The following is a 20135-nucleotide window of genomic DNA, read 5'->3' as shown; positions in this document are numbered from 1 at the left end:
GATGTTTAAAAGTTAGCTTGATAAAATACAAAAATATAAAAATATGGATAGGACTCATCATTAAAAGAATTCATTTTTCATTTGTTATTCTATTTCTTATTCTTTAGATTTGCCGTTATAGTGTAGAAACATAGTAAAACGAAATGGAACATTTGCAGGATAGGCTGTCCAAATGGCAGGTAATGGCTTTGTCTCGCGAGTTGCATCATGATGAGGCTGGCATCGGTAAGATGTGTGACCTTATGCTTTATGCGGAAGATGCACAGTCGGCATACAATGCGGCATGGATACTGTATTATTTATCAGCAGAAGACAAAAGACTTTATGTCTCTCCTTTTTATGATAAGATTGCAGACTGGGCAATGAAGCCTTGTTTGCATATACGTCGGGGACTTGTTCTATCTATTTTGATAGAGTTGTCTACGAAGCAGAACTTCAGGACAGGCTTGTTTGATTTTTGTCTTGCCCATGCTGTCGACAAAAAGGAATCGGACAGCAGCCGCTCGATGATGATAAAACTGGCTGCAAAGATGTGCCGGTTTGTTCCGGAGCTGGCAAATGAACTGGCGGCCTGTCTTGATATGCTGGAATACGAAATGACGCCAAGTATCGTAGCAGCCAGGAGAAATGCAATGAAAGTAGTCGAATCGCTGAGAAAGAAAAATGATGAAATGGAGTAAAGTAATAGGAGTATGGTACTGTTTTATCCCACTGGCTATTTTAAATGGAGGACTTCGTGAATATGTATGGCATCGTTTCTTGTCTGAAAGCACAGCTTTGGCATTAAGCGGTGTATTACTTGCAGGATTAATTTATGTGGTAACATTTTTGCTTTTACCACCTATTAAAGACTTGACGAAAAAAGATTGTATTCTTGTAGGAGGATTATGGATGTGTCTTACGGTTTGTTTTGAATTTGGACTGGGATTGTCATCCGGTTCTTCTTGGAAAGAATTATGTCAAGCATATAATCCTATGACCGGAAATCTGTGGATATTGGTGCTATTGAGTACTTTGTGTTCACCGATGTTTGTATATAAGAACTTTAAAAAATAAGATATGACTGACAATCAAGAAAAATCATCTTTACGAAAAATCCCTAACGTAGGTTCACAGACTGAACAAGACCTGATAGCCATGGGGTATACCTCTATCGCATCACTGAAAGGAAAGAAAGCAGAGGATTTGTATGAGGAGGAATGCCGTTTGCGTGGGTGTACGATAGACCGATGCCAGCTTTATCTGTACCGAGCTTTAGAGTATTTTGTTCATACGGAAAACCCGGATAGAGAGAAATGTAAATGGTGGTATTGGAAAGATGATTATTTTTATCCCTCTCCGTGTGGAGCTAGGTGTGTGGACTGTGCGTCATTCCCAAAGGAATGCAATGGATGCAGAAAGATAAAAGGTAAGGTGTTCTGGCTTCAGTATACAGGCGATGCGGTATGTCCCATCTGGAAATGCTGTAAGGAACAAAAGCGGGAAAACTGTGGAGGATGTCCGGATTTACCTTGTGGTCGTTTTATGAAAGACCCTTCCATTTCGGATGAGGAAAATGAAGCTAATTTGAAAAAGATGATAGCTAATCTTGCAATGTATAAAAAATAAAATATACCGCACATAATTATGGAAACAGAAAGACTGATACTCAGACCGTGGCGTGAGGAAGATGCCCTTCCACTCTATAAATATGCCAAAAACCCGGCTGTAGGGCCGATTGCCGGTTGGCCACCGCACACGTCTGTAGAAAACAGCCGAGAGGTGATACGTGATATTCTTTCAGCACCGGAAACTTATGCGGTAGTGTTGAAAGAAACCGATGAACCTGTTGGCAGTGTGGGCATTATGTTTGGAGACAGCGTACACAGCGCTGACATGCAGGAAGGAGATGCAGAGATAGGTTATTGGATTGGAGTCCCTTATTGGGGAAAGGGGCTGATTCCGGAGGCCGTCAATCGCCTGTTGAGGCGTTGTTTTGAGGAACTGGGAGTAAAACGAGTGTGGTGTGGTTATTATGACGGGAATACCAAATCTCGCCGAGTAATGGATAAATGTGGTTTCAAGTTTCATCATACGGAAGAGGGCAAACCTTCTCCATTGGGTGATGTGCGGACAGAACATTTTACTTTGTTGACAAAAGAAGAGTGGGAAAAAATGAATCATTGAAACTATGGATAGTGTGGTAGACTATATTATTCGTCCTTTGTATCCAGAGGAAATCCATTTGTTGAGGGATTTTCTTTATGAAGCGATTTTTATTCCTGAAGGAGTTGAACCTCTGCCAAGGGATGTGGTGGATTTGCCTGAGCTGAAGCTATATATTCAGGACTTTGGCAAGGAACAAGATGATTGCTGCTTGGTTGTCGAGTATGATGGTAAGGTGGTTGGGGCAGTGTGGACACGTATTATGAATGATTATGGTCATGTGGATGATGAAACTCCTTCACTTTCCATTTCTTTATATAAAGAATATCGGAATAAAGGGATGGGCAGACAGCTGATGAAGGAGATGATGAAACTGCTGGAAAGTAAAGGCTATCATCATGTTTCTCTTTCCGTTCAAAAGGCTAATTATGCTGTTCGTATGTATTTAAAACTTGGATTTACAATTATGAAGGAAACTGAGGAGGAATTTATTATGGTGAGAGATATAACGAAAGAAGCGAGTAATTATCAACGTTTTTTGTCTGGTGAGTATTGTAATAGATTGGATTCTGAGGTTTTGAATATGATTATACAGACAAGGGAACTTTTATCAATGCTTGATAATATCACCTTGTCAGAAGAAGAAAGAACTGCATTGTTTGTTCGCATGCTGGGCAAAGTCGGAAAACATTCCAGTATTGGCCGAAATTTTACTTGTCAGTGTGGAAAACATATTTTTATTGGTGAAAAAACAATCATCAATGACAATTGTACGCTGATGGATGAGAACTATATTTACATTGGTAGTAAAGTTTTGATAGCTCCTCACGTACAGTTTTATACAGCCACTCATCCTGTGGGTTTTGAAGAGCGTTTTGTAGAGGACTGGAATGAAAACTCTGGAGAATTGTTTTTTAGAACGAAAGCCTTGCCTATTACGGTAGAAGATGAAGTGTGGATTGGTGGTGGAAGTATTGTTCTTGCAGGAGTGACTATTGGTCGGGGAAGTGTAATAGGTGCGGGAAGTGTAGTTACAAAATCTATCCCGGCACATTGTGTTGCTGTGGGCAATCCGTGTAAAGTCATTAAATGGTTAAAGCCTAACTATAACATTCGTCCGCTTAAAGAAAAAGACATTCTGGAAATGCAGCATTTGTTCCGCTCTACTGTGCTTAATGTGAATTTGAGGGACTATACAAAAGAAGAGGTAGCAGACTGGGCTTCTTGTGGTGATGACTTGTTGCACTGGAAAAAACTTTTGTCTCAACATCATTTTATTGGGGCCTTTGATGAACAAGGTAAGATGGCTGGTTTCTCTTCTATGAATAAAGAGGGGTATTTACATTCCATGTTTGTACACAAGGATATGCAGGGCAGGGGAGTAGCTACCCTGTTGCTTTCGGAAGTGGAAAAGATGGGCAAAGCGTATGGAGTTGATGAAATTACCTCGGAGGTCAGTCTGACTGCAAAACCGTTCTTTGAACAAAAGGGCTACAAAGTAGTTAAGTCACAAAAGTGCAGAGCCAATCAGTTGGAACTGACAAATTTCGTCATGTGCAAGCAGATTCTTTGATTTATCAGACTACTTTTGTGGTTACAAGTGTGTTGAGCTTATTTCATGTTGAAGCTTTTCCAAGAACTGGGCAGCATGAGCTCCGTCCATTTGTGTATGATGAAACTGAAATGACACGGTCAGGTGTTTTCTGAAAAAACGTTTTTTGAATTTTCCCCATATCAGGAATGGATTATTGAAAATACCGCTGTACATGCCAACTGCACCGTCTATCTCGTAGTTCACGAGCGCAGAAGTACCAATAACCATGCTTTCCGTTAAATCGTGGTTCTGACAGGTTTCGGCCACTTGTTTGGTTAGCTGGAGGTAGTTGTGATTAAACTGATTCAGGTCTTCAGAAAAAGGTATGTCGCATGAGCTTACCTCTCCATTCTTGTTTGTTACAATTGTATTAACAGCGATTGTATCATATTGAATCAGCTTTTTGCCAACTGGAAGCATATAGAATTCCTTGATGCCGGAAGCTGCTTTACCAATGCACCAGCACATCAGCATGTTCAGTTTTAGTCCTTTCTTTTTACTGATTCTTACAAGATTAGTTACATCAAGTGTCTTGAAAAATGTGACCATTGGCATAGGGGCCTGCATCCACATTTTGTATGCGTATGCACGTGTCGTTAAGGCGGGGTTTATTTCTCTCATTTTTGTGTGTACTTTAAATTAGAGCACAAAAATAAAACAGGCCTTTGATTACGGATAGAATAAAAGAGACATTATATTGGAGTAGTAAATAAATCGGAATATGGCTCGCATATTTTTATCAGTGATAAGGGGGTATATCTGCTTAATTCCCTGAATTCTCTTATGAAATGCGATTGGTCTGAATAACCGCATTGATAGGCTATCTGGGTTTGACTGATATTTTCAGTCTGATTCTGCATAAGCTTAAGGGACTTCTGAAAACGTACGATTCGTGCATATTCTTTCGGATTCATCCCGACTGTCGTAAAAAATATGCGTTCAAATTGTTTCTTGCTCAGGCAGGCAATAGATGCCAGTTCTGAGATTGGAGTATTGGGAGTAGAATACATTTGATGAACGACTGCCGCAATCCGGTTTATATCCACTTCACGTTTTGTGGTAAAGTTGGTTCTTAGTTGTGAGAATAACCATTGTTCGATAAGACTTATACAGAGGTCATTATCGTCACAATCAAAAATTCTCGTCGCAAGACAATTTAATTTCTTGTTCTCCAGTCCATAACCGGAGACTTCCTGATTGTAGAATACAGAAATGGGAATATTAAGAAAAGCACTCATGGCATAAGGATGAAATACAACTACAATCATTTCGACACTATCTTCTGCACTGATATGGGATGAGAAATTCACCTGTCCACTAATAGTCAGTCGATCCTGCTTTGTGTTTAATTCCGGAATATATAAAGCTGATTTCTTATGAAATATGAGTTGGGGGCAACCGATTGGGAAGGTGTAAGTCTTTATCGGCTGATTACTTTCAAATATCCAATAATATCTGACGTAATCTTGTAATAATTGGCATGGCTTGTAAAATTTGAATCCCTCTGTCATTGCTTTTCGGTATTCAGTTAGACAATGTACAAAAATATTGAAGATATTTCGTTATTTTTGAATTTTGAAAATAATAATTAATCTTGAAAGATAATGAATTTGTAAGGTGCAAATTGAAACAACAAGAGATGGAAATACATAATTTACTGGATGCAAAATCAAGAGCCGAATTGCGTGAATGGCTCATGCAGAACCATAAAAAGGAAACGGAATGCTGGGTAGTGGTGAAGCGTGGAAGGCCTGTGGATGATGATACGTTCTGGTACATTGATGCTGTAGAAGAAGCGCTGTGCTTCGGCTGGATAGACAGCACTACAAAGAAAATGGCGGATGGCGTAACAGCCCAGAAGCTTTGCCCACGAAAGCCACGAAGTAATTGGTCGGAGCTCAACAAGGAAAGATGTCGCAGAATGGAACGGTTAGGGCTGATGAAAGATGCTGGAAGAGCCGTTCTGCCGGACATGTCACCGCAAGGTTTTACCATAGATAAGGATATATTGCAAAGATTACAATCCGATTCTGTAGTATGGAATAATTTCTGTCAGTTACCGGATTTATATAAACGGGTAAGAATTGATACCATTCAAATCAAGAGGAATCAGCCAAAACTTTTTGAAAGCCGCTTGAATAAGTTTATAGAGAATACACGAAAAGGGCTTCTCTATGGGGAATGGAATGATAATGGGAGATTATAAGAATACAAAAAGTATCAATCTGTCTCTATTTTCATTACCTTTGTGACATAGATGCTAAAAATAAAGATTGTTCAACACTATGAAATGGCAAGTGTGCATATAGCTGTGCATAATAATAGCATTCTCAATACAGGCTATTAATAATATATAGGTTTGTGATATAAGTCTGTATCTCTCTATTTTGCCATTATATCAAATTATTACATTATAAATAAGTTGTGTCATCGGTTGACATGACTTGTAGTATTTTATCATGTTGAACAATGAATTATACGTATAAAAATATATGGCTCATCAACTTTCCGGTTATGATGAGCATTCTTATCGAACAACTTATAAATATAACTGATGCCATTTTCTTAGGTCATGTAGGTGAAATAGAATTAGGAGCATCTGCACTTGCCGGAATCTGGTATCTTACCATTTACATGCTCGGCTTCGGATTCAGTTTGGGGTTGCAAGTGGTAATTGCACGGCGTAATGGTGAGCGACATTATCAGGAAACTGGTAAGACTTTCTTTCAGGGATTGCTTTTCATGGTGGGTTTGGCAGTTTTGTTGTGTACTATTTCGAAAGTTTTTTCACCCATGATTCTAATCCAACTGGTTGCATCAAAGAAAGTATATTCTGCGGTTATTAACTATTTGGACTGGCGCATTTGGGGATTGATGTTTTCTTTTCCATTTCTTGCGTTACGGTCTTTCCTGGTCGGTATCACACTAACAAAGCCTTTGAACACAGCTGCCTTTACTGCCGTATTGGTAAATATACCTTGTAATTGGCTTCTTATATTTCATTTCGATATGGGAATAGCCGGTGCTGCAATAGCATCTTCATTTGCAGAATTATGCTCATTGGTAATATTGTCTATCCATGTTTTACGAAAAATGGACAGAAAGGTTTATGGCCTGAACTGGCAGTTTGATAAAAATATATTGCGCCATGTCTGTCAAGTTTCTATTTGGAGTATGTTCACCCCGTTTATAGGGGTGGCTTCATGGTTTGCTTTCTTCGTAGCCATTGAACACTTGGGAGAGATTGAGTTGGCGGCAACGAATGTCATACGTAGTATATCTACTCTGTTTTTTGTGATAGTTAATTCATTGGCGGCAACTACCGGTTCATTGGTTAGTAATCTGTTGGGAGCAAGACAAAAGCATCTGGTTATCCCATTATGTAACAGAATTATTCGTTTAGGATATGCTATAGGTTTCCCCCTTATTGTTCTTTGTATTATTTTCAGCAATTATATTTTTTATATTTATTCAGGAAATGGAAACTTAATACAGATGGCTCGTTTACCGTTTATAGTAGCCCTGTTGAATTATGCTTTTGCCTTACCTGGTTATGTATATATGAATGCTGTAACCGGAACCGGTGCTACGCGTATCACTTTCATATTTCAGACTGTAACTATTGTAGCTTATCAGATTTATTTATGGTCAATAAGCTATTTCAGTACATCTCTTTCTGTATATTGGACCGCTGAATATTTATATGTGATATTACTTGGACTACTCGCTGTTATCTATCTCAAAAACAAGAACTATTAAAAGTTTGAATTTTCTGACTTCGCGTCACCCTTTTAGAGTGATGCGAAGTCAGAAAACTATCTATCAACATCAACGTATTGTAAAATTAATGTTTTGATATGATGAGGTCAGGAATTGATTTTAGATTACATGGAATCCTTGTCGGAAAGTGTTGACGGATTAGATTTCATCTAATCCTCTTTAATACCGTATTGGGCACCGTAAAGCCGCAGTGCGTCATGAACCGCCTTTTCTCCGAATTGTTGTATCATATCTTCCAGGTCGTATTTCAGTGCTTTATCGTCATGAGGGGTGAGACACATGACGCGCGACTCCATGTCGCAGTAACCAGGCAGCCTGAGGAACATACCTTGCGTAGACTGGTTGTGCAGTGACCACGCCGTTATCGGATATCGGAACGAGGTCGCTTCGCAGAACATATAGGCCATATCCTTGACATTGGAGATGTCCCAGCGGTCGAGTGGCTGATTGAAGCTTTTCGCTTCGTTGAACATACAGTACATATTCTGTACGTTCGAGACATTCCAATCGTTCAGCGGCTGGTTGAAGCTCGAGGCTTTGGAGAACATCTCGCGCATATCTTGCACATTTGAGACGTCCCAGTCGTTCAGCGGCTGGTTGAAGCTCGACGCTTCGCAGAACATTTCACGCATGTTTTGTACGTTCGAGACATTCCAATCGTTCAGAGGTTGGTTAAATGCTGATGCGCGCACGAACATCTCTCTCATATTTGTGACGGCTGATACGTTCCATGCACCGACAGACTGGTTAAAGCTCTTTGCCATATCGAACATGTAGCACATGTCAGTAACGCTGGAGACATTCCACGAGTTCAGATTCTGATTGAAGGAGAAGGCACGGTAGAACATGTACTTCATACTGTGAACTTTTGAAACGTTCCAGCCATCGAGCGGCTGGTTGAAGTGCTCTGCGCAGGAGAACATGTTGCTCATGTCTGTTACGCTGACCACGTTCCATTTCCGTAAAGGCTGGTTAAAGCGTTCGGCTTCGTTGAACATGAAACTCATATCCGTAACAGATGACACGTCCCAGGCTTCAAGTGGCTTATTAAATCTGTGTGCTCCTTCGAACATGTGGGACATATCCCGTACGTTAGAGACATCCCAGCTGCTTATGTCGTGGTTGAAGTAGATTGCGCTGGCAAACATGTGCTTCATCGTTACTATATTTGATGTATCCCATGTCTCGATACCGGCGAAGTTACTGCGTTTAGACTTTCGGAAGAGGCCTTCCATGTCGGTTATCAGAGATGTGTCGATATTGGCGAGCGGCATTTTTGCACCCATGTCCAGAAGTTCTATCAGCTCGCGTTTGGAGCGGGGCTTGCACTTCACGTCTCCCACATTGGTGCGGACGGAACCTATCAGCTCCGGATGGGCCGCTTCAAGTTCGCGCATATATTCCGCGGTGTGTTCGCTGCCGTAGCGTGAGAGTTCCGTGTATACTTCCGCCGGGTGGAGCTTGTCCAGTTTTTCTTTCAGCCTTGCGCGGCAGTTCTTTTTGGTAGCAAGGTGGAAGCAAAGCGTCAACGTCTTGACGTCGGTGAATTTCGGAGCGTACAGGAACATATTGCTTATGTCGCAGAACCGCGGTATCAGCCACATATCGAGCGACTGGCTGAAACTGCGTGCGTTTTTAAACATACGTTCGGCATCTTCTACGCGGCTCACGTTCCAGCGGTCGAGCGGCTGATTGAAGCTTTTTGCACCGTCGAACATGCGTAACATATACCGCACGTTCGAGACGTCCCAATCATTCAGCGGCTGGTTGAAACAGACCGCCCCCTCAAACATCCCTTCCATCCTTATTACGTTCGATGTATCCCACATGCCGATATTCTGATTAAATTTGGTGCAGCCGGCGAACATCCACGCCATTTCACGGACTTCCGATGTATCCCATTTGTCGAGCGGCTGGTTAAACTTCTCGGCTTCGCAGAACATACATGAAATTTTTTGGACCTTTGAGACGTCCCAATCATTAAGCGGCTGATTAAAGCTGCTGCAGCAGCCGAACATCGACTCCATATTTGTTACGGACGATACGTCCCAATCCTCTAACGGCTGATTAAAATTGCTGCAGCCGCAAAAGATGCATTCCATGTTCGTTACGGACGAAACGTCCCAGTTTCCTATGGGATGGTTGAAATATTTCGCCCTGAGGAACATTCGCTCCATCGTAGTGACGTGCGATGTGTCCCACGTTTCCAGTCCGTCGAAGTCGGTACGTTTTGAATCGCAGAACAGCCAACTCATATCCGTTATTAGAGATGTATCGATGTCGCCGAGGCAAACAGTCTCATTGTTCACTAGCTCCCTCAGTTCTTTCAAACTGCCGGGTTTGTACAGTTTACTCATAATTATGTTCCATATATTTGTAAATACCAATAGAAAAGTACACCATTGGTTAACTGAACAGTGTACTCATAAAAAGATTTTTAAAGGAAGGAAAGAAAGCCGAATTAATCAACTGAATAAATTAAATTTGGGGTTTCTTAACTCAAAAGGATTGTCAGGCTATGATTGTGGAAAGATAAGCCTTTTCAGCTAACAATCCAAAAAGAAAACACAGAGGCCACGACCTTCACGGTCGCAGCCTCTTTCTCAAACAACCAATAAGAAATAAGAGATAATCCTTTAGGGGATGGATTATCTGATGAACAGCAGTTCTCTGTATTTGGGTAATGTCCACATCTGATCATCCACAATCAGTTCCAGCTTGTCGATGTGGTAGCGAATCTGTTCCAGCATCGGAGTAATCTTGTCGTGATATTCGATGGCTTTTGCACGTTCGTCTACAATCTTGTTGGCTACTTTTCGGGCTTCTACCATAGTATCTACGTGTTCTTTGATGTAAGAAGTGTGTTCTGCAATCTTACGGATGATGGCCATGTTTTCAGCAGACAGCTTTTCGGCCTCTTCTGTAGGGAAGATTTGCTTCATCTTGTAGACATTGTCAATCAGTTTGCTCTGATATTCAATGGCTACTGGAACTACGTGGTTCATTACCAGGTCGCCCAAAACGCGAGCCTCAATCTGGATTTTCTTGGTATAGGTTTCCCATTTCACTTCGTTGCGTGCTTCGAGTTCCTTGCGGGTCATGACACCGGCAGATTCGAACATGCGTACGCTGTCTTCTGTCAGATACTGGTCGAAGATGACCGGACAGCTGGTTTCGCAATCCAGACCACGGCGTGCTGCTTCTTCTTTCCATTCGTCGCTGTATCCGTTGCCGTCGAAACGGATAGGTTTGCTAATCTTGATGTATTTACGGATTACCTGAATGATGGCCGAAATCTTCGGTTCGCCTTTTTCTATCAGTTCGTCCACTTCCTTCTTGAATTCGGTGAGTTGTTCGGCCACGGCCGTGTTCAGGGCAATCATGGCACTGGCACAGTTGGCTTCAGAACCTACGGCACGGAATTCAAAGCGGTTGCCGGTGAAGGCAAATGGTGAAGTACGGTTACGGTCGGTATTGTCAATCAACAGTTCCGGAATCTGCGGAATGTCGAGTTTCATACCGTGTTTACCTCCTAAGGCAATCAGTTCGTCGGTTGAACTGTCTTCCATGTGGTCGAGTACTTTGCTCAACTGGCTGCCTAAGAAGGAAGAGATGATGGCGGGAGGTGCTTCGTTGGCTCCCAGACGGTGTGCGTTGGTAGCGCTCATGATGGAAGCTTTCAGCAATCCGTTGTGGCGGTACACAGCCATCAGGGTGTTGACGATGAACGTGATGAAACGCAGGTTCTCTTCCGGAGTCTTTCCCGGAGCCATCAGCAGGGTACCGGTATCTGTACCGAGTGACCAGTTGTTGTGCTTACCGGAACCATTGACACCCTTGAACGGTTTTTCGTGCAGCAGTACACGGAAGCCGTGTGTGCGGGCTACTTTCCGCATCAATGACATGATGAGCATGTTATGGTCTACGGCCAAGTTACACTCCTCAAAAATCGGAGCCAATTCAAACTGGTTAGGAGCTACCTCGTTATGGCGTGTCTTCACCGGAATACCTAATTCGAGTGCCTGGATTTCAAGGTCTTTCATGAAAGCTGCCACACGGGTGGGAATAGCACCGAAGTAATGGTCTTCCAACTGCTGGTTCTTGGAGGCTTCGTGTCCCATCAGCGTACGTCCTGTCAGCAACAGGTCCGGACGTGCGGCATACAAACCTTCGTCTACCAGGAAGTATTCCTGTTCCCATCCTAAGTAAGCCATCACTTTTTTTACATTCGGGTCGAAATAGTGGCAAACGTCTACTGCTGCTTTGTTGACTGCACGGAGGGCTTTCAGAAGCGGAGCTTTGTAGTCGAGTGATTCACCAGTATAGGCAATGAAGATGGTTGGAATGCACAAGGTGTCGTCTACTACGAACACAGGTGATGAAGGATCCCATGCGCTATATCCGCGAGCCTCGAAGGTGTTACGGATTCCACCGTTCGGAAAGGAAGAGGCATCCGGCTCCTGCTGCACGAGCAGCTTTCCGGAAAATTCTTCCATCATGCCGCCTTTCCCATCGTGTTCCACGAATGCATCGTGCTTTTCGGCAGTTCCTTCTGTCAACGGCTGGAACCAGTGGGTATAATGGGTGGCTCCCAGTTCTCCAGCCCATCGTTTCATTCCGGCGGCCACTTCATCGGCAATGTCCCTGTCCATTGGTGCCCCGTTGTCCATGGCATCCACCAGTCGGGCATAAACGGTGCTGGGCAGATACTTGAACATTTTTTCACGGTTGAACACGTATTTCCCGAAATATTCACTCGGACGGCCGTCAGGTACAGCCACGGGTTGCGGCTTGGCCTGAAACGCTTTTTCAACGACATTGAATCTTAAACTTGTCATCATACTTCAATTTTTTCGTTAGTTGTTATTCAGTTATTCTGTTATTTGTCTTTTTGTGTTGCCGGAAAAGCCTGACAGTTGCTTTTCCGGCAGCAAAGAATCATTATCGGTTGTAGGCTGATTCCCCATGCTCATAAATATCCAGCCCTTCTTCCTCTACCCGTTTGTCTACCCGGATGCCTATCATCCTGTCTGTGACCTTGAACAGCAGATAAGTCATGACTGCGCTGAATACGATGGAAATCAAAGTAGCTGCCACTTGTATCCACAGCTGGTGCCAGTCACCGTAAAGGGCTCCTTCCGCCCCTTCTTCGCCTGTAATGAAACGGGTGGCGAAGACACCGGTCAGGATAGAACCGATGATACCGCCCACTCCGTGCACACCGAAAGCATCGAGAGTGTCATCGTATTTCAGCTTTGGCTTGATGACGGCTACCATGTAGAAACAGACTATCGGGGTTATCAGTCCGATGAAGAAGGCTCCCAGAATACCGGTGCTTCCGGCAGCGGGTGTGATGGCTACCAGTCCTGATACTGCACCCGTACAGGCACCTACGGTAGTCGGCTTCTTGTTGTAAATCCAGTCGATAGCCATCCAGGTAAGCGCAGCCACACAGGTAGCCAGGTGTGTCACCAGAAAGGCATTGGCGGCGATACCGTCGGCACAAAGGCCGCTTCCGGCATTGAAGCCAAACCATCCCAGCCACAGAAAGGCGGTTCCCATAAAGACGAAGGTGATGTTGTGCGGAGCCATGGGATGTCCAATCTTATAATCGCGCCGTTTCCCTATCAGTATGGCCATGACCAGGGCTGCGATGCCGGCATTGATGTGTACCACGGTTCCACCGGCAAAGTCGATGGCACCCATCTGCTGGAGAAAACCTCCTCCCCATACCCAGTGGGCCATCGGTATGTACACCAGGATGCTCCAAAGCACTGTAAACATCAGGAAACCGGCAAACTTGACCCGTTCCGCAAAAGCTCCCAGAATCAAGGCGGGAGTAATGACGGCAAACATACACTGGAAGAGTACGAACATCAGTTCCGGAATCCGGCCTGTAGTCAGGCTGGAAGTAGTGATTCCTTGCAGGAAGAGCTTGTCGAAACCACCGATGAAATGTCTCCAGACGCTGTCAGTCTCCATCAGGCTGCTGCCAAATACGAAACTGTAGCCGAACGCTACCCAGAGTATGCTGACTGCTCCTACGATGAGCAGACTCTGCATGATGATGCTCAAGACATTTTTCTGTCTGACCAGTCCGCCATAGAACAAGGCAATGCCCGGAATAGTCATCAATAGAACGAGCAGGGTGGCCACGATTATCCAGGCCGTATTCCCTGAATCCAGTATCATAGTTGTATCCATATATCAATTCGTTTTAGTTGTAAATGTATTGTATAGTAGCTTGTAAAACTTTTATTTCTCCTGTTCGGCATTGTAGAGGGCGATGTCGCCCCGTTCTCCGGTGCGGATGCGGATGGAGTCTTCCACGGGGATGATAAAGATACGTCCGTCGCCGATTTCTCCGGTACGGGCCGATTTCATGACAGCTTGTACGGTCTTCTCCACATTTTTGTCACGTACTACAATGGAAATCAGGATGCGTTCTATGGAACTGGTGTCATACACCACTCCCCGGTAGATACGACCTTCACGGGTCTTTCCGACACCTCTTACTTCATAGTAGGAGAACCATTCGATGTCGGCGGCCAATAATGCCTCCTTTACTTCTTCGAATTTGGTTCTACGGATGATTGCCTCAATCTTTTTCATAATAAATTGTATTTGTATTTTGTATTGTTTGTTATCCTATATAATCTTTTTTGCCTCTTGAAATCACTAATCCTATTGATGTTGTATTGTATTTGTATTGTAGTATATCTTTTGGGTTAGAAACTTATGCCAAACACAAAGTAGGCTCCTTCTGTGGCTGGATTCCAAATGGCCTGTGCAAATACGGGAAGCGAGTAGGAATCTGTGATTTTGATTTCCTTGCTGGCTCCGAGGCATATATTTGAAACTTCAAATCCGCTTGCCCCATTGTTGTAGAAACTGGTTTCCCATGGGGTAGCACCTATTTCTGCCGACCAGTCCAGACCACCTAACTTGAAGGGGGCTGCGATGCTGAAGTAGGAAGAATAAGCACGGTCACCGTTTGCTTTTACGCCATCAGCTCCTGCAAAGTTTGTATACCAGTTCACGGCTAAGGGACCGAAATCGTAACCTACTTGTGCTTCGAACACATGTGAAGTGTTGTGGGCACCATAGTGAAAATACTCAGGACCGCCATCAAACCAATAATCAGTGACAGATACGCTGAATCCTCCTGTACTGTATCCAAAAGTAAGGTCGAATTCCTTGGTATCTTCTTTATCCAGTCCTACAGAACCCCAGCCTGAAAGGGAGAAGCCTTTGTAGGATACGGAAGCAGAAGGTTGGATGCTCACATTTCCTAAATCCTGTCCACGCCAGATGTATCCGCTTACAAGGTCAGCTCCAATATCAGCTTCTACTTTGTTTTGTGCCATTGAAATGACTGGAATGCCTGTCATTAAAAGCAGTGCGATTCCGGTAAGTTGCATTCTTTTCATTGCTTTCGTGTTTTTAGTTAATGTTTAAAACTCTTTACTTTTAGTTGTAGTGTCTTTTTGTATTGTATTTAGCTGTATTGTCTTTCTTTTTGTTTTATCGATATGCAAATATACTTTCTTTTAGCTGTTCTTAAGCACAAAAAGGTGTGCTTTCTTCTTTTATATTTTCCGTAGTGCAAAATTACTTGTTTTTACCCTATTTTAGGTTTAAGTTTGAAATATTTTTCATTGATTTTTTGCGAATTTGTTTTTCCGGGAGAAAACTCTCAGAGAAAAAATATTCTTCTTTCGACGATGAAGAGGAGGAAGTTGGAAATACGGAGCTGTTTTTTCGTATTTTTGTAGGGTTTTAATTGAAAAAGCATGTTTCCGAACGTATATTTGTTTAATCCGGATTATGATATGGCGATGGCCGCTTTCACTCCTTATTATAAGTCTCCTGCAGAGATTATGCGTATGATTGCGGATTTATCTGTTCTTCCATGGTGGTTTGCTGAAGAAGGAAATTGTGTGAAGGTGGAGAATATGGCTCTTGTATCTCTTTTGCAGAAGCAGTTGAGAGAGGTGTGTGGAGGAAGCATGGAGGTGGAAAGAAGGCTCGATGAGTTATTGCCACGTGCTGCTTGGACGGCAGAATGGCCTTCAGTTCGTTATATTCCTTGGGGATGGACACCTGCCTTGGTGCATCGGCTCAGACAGGAAGGAGTAGAAGAATGCTTTTTGCCTTCGGAGGAAGCTGTCAGGCGTTTCCGTTTTCTCTCGTCTCGTCAGCGTTGTCTGGAGGTATTGCCTGAATTACTGAAAATAGACGGGACTTGCGGGGAGATGAAAGCCTGTGTATCTCTGTCTGAACTGGAAGCGTTTCTGCAGGAAAGAGGAGAATTGGTATTGAAAGCTCCATGGTCGGGAAGTGGGAGAGGACTGCTGAAAGTATCTTCTGCCAGTTGGAATACGCAACTGGCTGGGTGGGCCGCACGTATTCTGAGGGTACAGGGAGCTGTGATGGCGGAACCCATTTATGATAAAGCGGTTGATTTTGCGATGGAGTTTTATGTGGAGAAGCAGAATGGAGTCCGTTTTGCTGGTTATTCTTTGTTTGAAACAGATGCCCATGGAAATTACAAGCTTAATCTTTTGTTATCGAATACAGAAATTGAGCATCGGTTGTCAGCGTATGTATCTCGGGAGATTTTACATGAAGTAAGAAGCTGTCTGCTTTCCGCGCTTCAACGGTTGCTGAAGGATGATTATGAAGGGTATTTGGGAGTAGATATGATGATTTGCCGCGTTGCAGGAGGGTATGTGGTGCATCCGTGTGTGGAAATCAATCTTCGCATGAATATGGGAGTGGTGTCTCGCCTGTTTTTTGATCGTTATGTTTCTCCTTCTTCTTCGGGGCAATACGTGGTGGAACATTACGGGGCTGAGGGGGAGGCTTTGGAAAATCATCACAGGTGTTTATCTGCCTATCCGTTAAAGATTGCTCAAGATGGGCGTATCCTTCAAGGGTATTTGCCACTGACTCCGGTACAGGCAACCACGCATTATCAGGTGTATGTGGTGTTGAGTGATGCGGGAGTGTAAAGAGAATCATTCGCTTTTTAAAATAAAAAACAGACCGTTTTGAATGTGAAAGCATCAAAACGGTCTGTTTTTATTTAGGATTCTTATTCAACTAAGTATTAGAAGAAGAGGTAGCGCTGGTCTGCAACTTTTGCTTTCTGATACAAGTCATTGATTAACTGGTTACCTGCAATACGCACAGCCATGTTAGTCAATGTAGTTTCTTCTTGTTTTGCATCAAACTTCTCGCTTCCTTTTTCTTTTGCGTATACCTGAATCATGTATACTCCACCATTACCTTTGATAGGTGCGCTTACCTTGTTGGCAGCTGTCTTAGCAGCTACAGCACCGATAACCGGTTCGCTGCTGCGCGTAACTGAAATGTAAGCAGGAGCACTGAATGTAACGTGTTTTACAGAATCACTTACAGCATCCTTCATTCCCTTCACCTGAGCAATGGAGTTATACTTCTTCATTTCTTCCATAATCTTTTCAGCTTTCTTATCGCGGCGGATTTCAGCTCTCAGCATTTCAGCTACTGAGTTGATGTCGCGATAACCGGCTTCATGAATCTTGTCAAGAGCAACTACCATCAGATGGTCATTTTCACCACATTCATACAGCGGAGAAACTTCACCTGGTTTCGCAGCAAAAATCCATTTCAGTGCTTCACGAGTAGAACGTACGCCACCTACATAGTGTTCTGCGCTTGAAAGGTCTGTGCGAGGCATCAGTGTATAACCGCTTTCTTCTGCATTCTTCACCATTGAGTCGATAGTAGTGTTCTGTGCTACAAACTGGCTGAATTTGTTGTATGCTGCATTGTAAGTTTCTTTGCTGAATTCTACTTCACGTTTAACGACAGCTACTTTGTATTTAGTCTGCATGCTCTTTTTGTTCATTACCTGCAGAATCAGGTTAGCTTGTCCCATGTTGAGGTTAGCCAGTTCGTTTACAGGCTGGTTCAACAATGTGTTGATGAACTTGCTGTTGTCTGCATCCAGTTCAGAACCTTCCCAGCTCTGTGCATTTACCCAAGTTGCTTCACCTGTCTGTCCGTAAATCTTAGCTACGGCTGCGAAGTCAGCACCACCTTTCAATGCATTGTAAATACTGTCGGCCAGTGTTTTTGTCTTTTCTTCAGTGTCAGCATATACCTGAATCTGACGGAACTGGATTGAGTCAGGAGAAGAAACTTTTGCAAGCAACTTGAATGCATTGAATGAATCGTCTGTCTGATTGTAGTAAGGACCGTATACTTCGTTTACATTTGTAGAGTCAAGGCGTGAAGCTACGTCTGCAGGGAATACGGATTTGCTTACCGGAACATCAGAGTAGTTTACTGAAGAACCTGTAGAACGAACGAAAGTACCAAAATCAGCTGTTGTGCTAGCCAATTGGTTGCTGTACTCAGTTACTTCTTTTTCTACAGCCTTACGGTCTGCATCAGACGGAACTACTTTTACGTCAATGTAACGGATGTCGCGTGTTTCTACAAGCTGCTTGAACTGTTCTTTCTTTTCGTTGTAGCGGTCTTTGATTTCACTGTCAGAAACCTGAACTGTAGAATCATTGATAGAGCTGTAGGGAACACCAGCTAACAACAGGTCGCTCTGTTCTGTGCGTGAGTTGAATGCATCTTCAGCAGCTACAGGGTTAGAGATTAAAGATTTTGTTACCAGGTTCTGGTATTTTTCAGCCAAAGTGCTTTGTGCCAAAGTCTTTTCTACAAACTGCCAGAAAGCACCCATTTTCTGATAGTATTCTACATACTGTGCAGGCATTTGGCTTGCATTCAGGTTTGCATAATCTACCAGGAATTTCTTTAGCATATCTTTATCGAACATACCAGTCTGCGGGTTGCGGAAAGGAGTCTGCATCAGCAGCGGGTGGGTACCTTGGTCAATGATGCTTTGTATTTCAGCGTCTGTCACTTTCAAGCCTAATTTTTCTGCCTGTTCAGCAATCAGCTTGTTGTTGACATAACTTTGCCATACCTGATCTTTCACATTGTTCAACTGGTCTTCTGTCAGCGAATTCAATCCATTGGTCAGTTTGATGACTTCACTGAGTTCGTCCACCATTTTCTGATAATCTTGTGCACTGAGAACTTCCCCGTTCACTTCTCCTACGTCTTGTTTACCTTGGTGCGGCTGGAGTACTTTCCATGCGTCACCGGCAATAAATGCAAAAAGGGCAAGACCGATTACGATGACCAACAAAGGTCCTTTGCTTCGAATTTTTTGTAAAGTTGCCATTTAAAGTTATTATTTTTTTGTTTATTGTTTTTATAGTTCTGTTATTAGCGCACGAAGATACAAAAAATACTGTTTAGTCACTATTTTCTCTCAAAAAAATGCTTATTTCGTGGTAAACAGTTTGACCAATTCTATTTTATTGGCGCTTACTTTGATAATTTTGAAGGTAAAATTCTCAGTCTGAATGACGTCGTTTACTTTGGGTATGCTTTGACATTCATTCAGAATAAGTCCACCGATGGTCTGGTAGTTTTCGCTCTCAGGCAGATTCAGGCCAAAGGTTTCATTGGCTTTTTCTATATCTATTCTTCCGGAGAAAATGTATTCGTTATCCGATATCTGCTTGGCGACGATGGATGTGGTATCATGTTCATCTTCAATGTCGCCTAGGATTTCTTCAATCAAATCTTCCAGTGCCACGATACCTGAAACGCCTCCAAACTCGTCTACTACTACAGCTAGTGAACGCTTTTGCTGTTTGAAAATTCGCATCAGTTTGTGGGCAGCCATTGTTTCAGGCACAAAGGGGATGCTACGAATACCGTTTTGCCATTCGTCGTTGCTGCGGAACATTTCAGATGAATGAATGTATCCCACAATGTTGTCGATATTTTCTTTATAAACGATTATCTTGCTGATACCATTTTCAATAAATACCTTTTTGAGTTCAGTGAGCGGAGTATCAAAATCCACAGCTATGATTTCCGTTCGTGGAATCATGCAGTCACGTATTTTGACATTGGAGAAATCAAGTGCGTTGCGGAATATTTTAATTTCATTGTCTATTTCTTCTCCTTCTTTGCCTTCTTCGATACTGCTTTGAATAAAGTAATCCAAATCGACCTTGGTAAATGCTTTTTCCCGGTCTTCTTTGTTTGTCTTTACCCCCACAAGATGAAGAATACCGCTTGAAAGCAACGATGAAAAACGACTGATGGGGTAGAGTATGATGTAGCATGCAAATGTAGGCACGCTGAAAAATTTCAGAGTAGCGTTGGGATTAATCTTGAAGAGCGTTTTGGGAAGAAACTCTCCGGTGACAAGAATAATCAATGTGGAAATTACGGTTTCTATAGGAACAAGCAGTGCCTGATTTGAAATCACATCTGCCAGTATATAATGTTCAATAAGTTGAGCCATCAAAATACCATAGATGACCAATGCAATGTTGTTTCCTACCAACATGGTGGAAATGAAATTATTAGAGTGCCGGTAGAATACGGAAAGGATGTAAGACGATACATTGTTCGTCTTTTCCATTTCAAAACGTAATTTGTTGGAAGAAACAAAGGCGATTTCCATACCAGAAAAATAGGCTGAAAACACCATAGATATAAGTAGTTGGATGATAAGCTCCATACTAAT

17 protein-coding genes and 2 pseudogenes are annotated in these 20135 nt (G+C 42.9%); 10 read left to right on the top strand and 9 right to left on the bottom strand.

Annotated features, from left to right (window positions below; translation table 11 throughout):
- The first annotated feature begins 143 nt into the window (after nucleotides 1–143).
- The 7 genes and pseudogenes from WKT20_RS03955 to WKT20_RS03925 all read left to right on the top strand — a co-directional run bounded on the left by WKT20_RS03955 (nucleotide 144) and on the right by WKT20_RS03925 (nucleotide 3718).
- Nucleotides 144–680: a hypothetical protein gene (locus WKT20_RS03955; protein WP_117670906.1), complete on the top strand. Its 537-nt coding sequence runs from the start codon at nucleotides 144–146 to the stop codon at nucleotides 678–680.
- Complete coding sequence (locus tag WKT20_RS03950) at nucleotides 664–1056, top strand: hypothetical protein (RefSeq protein ID WP_304241321.1); 393 nt, start codon at nucleotides 664–666, stop codon at nucleotides 1054–1056. The genes WKT20_RS03955 and WKT20_RS03950 overlap by 17 nt, the downstream gene beginning before the upstream one ends.
- Before the next feature lie 3 nt (nucleotides 1057–1059).
- The gene (locus tag WKT20_RS03945; RefSeq protein ID WP_117670908.1) at nucleotides 1060–1608 is read left to right on the top strand and encodes a helix-hairpin-helix domain-containing protein; all 549 of its coding nucleotides are present in this window, start codon (nucleotides 1060–1062) and stop codon (nucleotides 1606–1608) included.
- Between the two features lie 18 nt (nucleotides 1609–1626).
- Nucleotides 1627–2166, top strand: a complete 540-nt coding sequence (locus WKT20_RS03940; RefSeq protein WP_409034943.1) for a GNAT family N-acetyltransferase — start codon at nucleotides 1627–1629, stop codon at nucleotides 2164–2166.
- A gap of 4 nt (nucleotides 2167–2170) precedes the next feature.
- Nucleotides 2171–2617: pseudogene (locus WKT20_RS03935) on the top strand (GNAT family N-acetyltransferase); the annotation flags it as partial.
- A gap of 21 nt (nucleotides 2618–2638) precedes the next feature.
- Nucleotides 2639–3235 (top strand): annotated as a pseudogene (locus WKT20_RS03930) (sugar O-acetyltransferase); the annotation flags it as partial.
- Nucleotides 3236–3289: 54 nt separating this feature from the next.
- The gene (locus WKT20_RS03925) at nucleotides 3290–3718 is read left to right on the top strand and encodes a GNAT family N-acetyltransferase (protein WP_259320935.1); all 429 of its coding nucleotides are present in this window, start codon (nucleotides 3290–3292) and stop codon (nucleotides 3716–3718) included.
- A gap of 21 nt (nucleotides 3719–3739) precedes the next feature.
- Here the strand turns inward: WKT20_RS03925 and WKT20_RS03920 are convergent, their stop codons facing one another.
- On the bottom strand, nucleotides 3740–4360 hold the full coding sequence (locus WKT20_RS03920) for a CatA-like O-acetyltransferase, family 2 (RefSeq protein ID WP_117670917.1): 621 nt from the start codon (nucleotides 4358–4360) through the stop codon (nucleotides 3740–3742).
- A gap of 71 nt (nucleotides 4361–4431) precedes the next feature.
- Nucleotides 4432–5250: a helix-turn-helix transcriptional regulator gene (locus WKT20_RS03915; RefSeq protein ID WP_117670919.1), complete on the bottom strand. Its 819-nt coding sequence runs from the start codon at nucleotides 5248–5250 to the stop codon at nucleotides 4432–4434.
- A 128-nt stretch (nucleotides 5251–5378) separates the two neighbouring features.
- On the opposite strand from WKT20_RS03915, the gene WKT20_RS03910 reads away from it, so the two are divergent.
- Together WKT20_RS03910 and WKT20_RS03905 are read left to right on the top strand one after the other, a co-directional pair.
- The gene (locus WKT20_RS03910) at nucleotides 5379–5945 is read left to right on the top strand and encodes a YdeI/OmpD-associated family protein (protein ID WP_117670921.1); all 567 of its coding nucleotides are present in this window, start codon (nucleotides 5379–5381) and stop codon (nucleotides 5943–5945) included.
- 263 nt (nucleotides 5946–6208) lie between these two features.
- Nucleotides 6209–7498, top strand: coding sequence for an MATE family efflux transporter (locus WKT20_RS03905; RefSeq protein ID WP_118025971.1), 1290 nt, complete (start codon nucleotides 6209–6211; stop codon nucleotides 7496–7498).
- Nucleotides 7499–7668: 170 nt separating this feature from the next.
- Here the strand turns inward: WKT20_RS03905 and WKT20_RS03900 are convergent, their stop codons facing one another.
- From WKT20_RS03900 to WKT20_RS03880, 5 genes are all read right to left on the bottom strand, one after another.
- A complete protein-coding gene (locus WKT20_RS03900) occupies nucleotides 7669–9876 on the bottom strand; it encodes a BspA family leucine-rich repeat surface protein (RefSeq protein WP_259320925.1) in 2208 nt (735 codons plus the stop codon).
- 291 nt (nucleotides 9877–10167) lie between these two features.
- The gene (locus WKT20_RS03895; protein WP_304231102.1) at nucleotides 10168–12357 is read right to left on the bottom strand and encodes a glutamine synthetase III family protein; all 2190 of its coding nucleotides are present in this window, start codon (nucleotides 12355–12357) and stop codon (nucleotides 10168–10170) included.
- A 103-nt stretch (nucleotides 12358–12460) separates the two neighbouring features.
- On the bottom strand, nucleotides 12461–13723 hold the full coding sequence (locus tag WKT20_RS03890) for an ammonium transporter (protein ID WP_022054500.1): 1263 nt from the start codon (nucleotides 13721–13723) through the stop codon (nucleotides 12461–12463).
- Between the two features lie 51 nt (nucleotides 13724–13774).
- A complete protein-coding gene (locus WKT20_RS03885; protein WP_022054501.1) occupies nucleotides 13775–14131 on the bottom strand; it encodes a P-II family nitrogen regulator in 357 nt (118 codons plus the stop codon).
- 116 nt (nucleotides 14132–14247) lie between these two features.
- Complete coding sequence (locus WKT20_RS03880; RefSeq protein WP_118025970.1) at nucleotides 14248–14949, bottom strand: hypothetical protein; 702 nt, start codon at nucleotides 14947–14949, stop codon at nucleotides 14248–14250.
- Nucleotides 14950–15312: 363 nt separating this feature from the next.
- Here WKT20_RS03880 and WKT20_RS03875 point away from each other — a divergent pair, with 363 nt between their 5' ends.
- A complete protein-coding gene (locus tag WKT20_RS03875) occupies nucleotides 15313–16533 on the top strand; it encodes a hypothetical protein (RefSeq protein ID WP_118211995.1) in 1221 nt (406 codons plus the stop codon).
- Nucleotides 16534–16631: 98 nt separating this feature from the next.
- Here WKT20_RS03875 and WKT20_RS03870 read toward each other — a convergent pair whose 3' ends face one another.
- Nucleotides 16632–18770 carry a peptidylprolyl isomerase gene (locus WKT20_RS03870; protein WP_118025968.1) on the bottom strand — a complete coding sequence of 713 codons (2139 nt, stop codon included), beginning with the start codon at nucleotides 18768–18770 and terminating at the stop codon, nucleotides 16632–16634.
- Nucleotides 18771–18872: 102 nt separating this feature from the next.
- Nucleotides 18873–20129: a hemolysin family protein gene (locus tag WKT20_RS03865; protein WP_304126338.1), complete on the bottom strand. Its 1257-nt coding sequence runs from the start codon at nucleotides 20127–20129 to the stop codon at nucleotides 18873–18875.
- Nucleotides 20130–20135: the final 6 nt, after the last annotated feature.

The sequence above is a fragment of the Phocaeicola sp. ICN-14070 genome (genome assembly GCF_037892625.1).
GTDB lineage: Bacteria > Bacteroidota > Bacteroidia > Bacteroidales > Bacteroidaceae > Phocaeicola > Phocaeicola plebeius.
Note: the sequence above shows the minus strand (reverse complement) of the source record. Positions and strands in the feature narration are given on the sequence as shown.

What these genes read in the sequence shown, in the direction of transcription:
- WKT20_RS03905 (WP_118025971.1), top strand. Translation starts at nt 6,209, where the DNA reads ATGAATTATACGTATAAAAATATATGGCTCATCAACTTTCCGGTTATG.
- WKT20_RS03890 (WP_022054500.1), bottom strand. Translation starts at nt 13,723, where the DNA reads ATGGATACAACTATGATACTGGATTCAGGGAATACGGCCTGGATAATC.
- WKT20_RS03950 (WP_304241321.1), top strand. Translation starts at nt 664, where the DNA reads ATGATGAAATGGAGTAAAGTAATAGGAGTATGGTACTGTTTTATCCCA.
- WKT20_RS03900 (WP_259320925.1), bottom strand. Translation starts at nt 9,876, where the DNA reads ATGAGTAAACTGTACAAACCCGGCAGTTTGAAAGAACTGAGGGAGCTA.
- WKT20_RS03945 (WP_117670908.1), top strand. Translation starts at nt 1,060, where the DNA reads ATGACTGACAATCAAGAAAAATCATCTTTACGAAAAATCCCTAACGTA.
- WKT20_RS03870 (WP_118025968.1), bottom strand. Translation starts at nt 18,770, where the DNA reads ATGGCAACTTTACAAAAAATTCGAAGCAAAGGACCTTTGTTGGTCATC.
- WKT20_RS03940 (WP_409034943.1), top strand. Translation starts at nt 1,627, where the DNA reads ATGGAAACAGAAAGACTGATACTCAGACCGTGGCGTGAGGAAGATGCC.
- WKT20_RS03955 (WP_117670906.1), top strand. Translation starts at nt 144, where the DNA reads ATGGAACATTTGCAGGATAGGCTGTCCAAATGGCAGGTAATGGCTTTG.
- WKT20_RS03880 (WP_118025970.1), bottom strand. Translation starts at nt 14,949, where the DNA reads ATGAAAAGAATGCAACTTACCGGAATCGCACTGCTTTTAATGACAGGC.
- WKT20_RS03895 (WP_304231102.1), bottom strand. Translation starts at nt 12,357, where the DNA reads ATGACAAGTTTAAGATTCAATGTCGTTGAAAAAGCGTTTCAGGCCAAG.
- WKT20_RS03875 (WP_118211995.1), top strand. Translation starts at nt 15,313, where the DNA reads ATGTTTCCGAACGTATATTTGTTTAATCCGGATTATGATATGGCGATG.
- WKT20_RS03910 (WP_117670921.1), top strand. Translation starts at nt 5,379, where the DNA reads ATGGAAATACATAATTTACTGGATGCAAAATCAAGAGCCGAATTGCGT.
- WKT20_RS03925 (WP_259320935.1), top strand. Translation starts at nt 3,290, where the DNA reads ATGCAGCATTTGTTCCGCTCTACTGTGCTTAATGTGAATTTGAGGGAC.
- WKT20_RS03885 (WP_022054501.1), bottom strand. Translation starts at nt 14,131, where the DNA reads ATGAAAAAGATTGAGGCAATCATCCGTAGAACCAAATTCGAAGAAGTA.
- WKT20_RS03915 (WP_117670919.1), bottom strand. Translation starts at nt 5,250, where the DNA reads ATGACAGAGGGATTCAAATTTTACAAGCCATGCCAATTATTACAAGAT.
- WKT20_RS03865 (WP_304126338.1), bottom strand. Translation starts at nt 20,129, where the DNA reads ATGGAGCTTATCATCCAACTACTTATATCTATGGTGTTTTCAGCCTAT.
- WKT20_RS03920 (WP_117670917.1), bottom strand. Translation starts at nt 4,360, where the DNA reads ATGAGAGAAATAAACCCCGCCTTAACGACACGTGCATACGCATACAAA.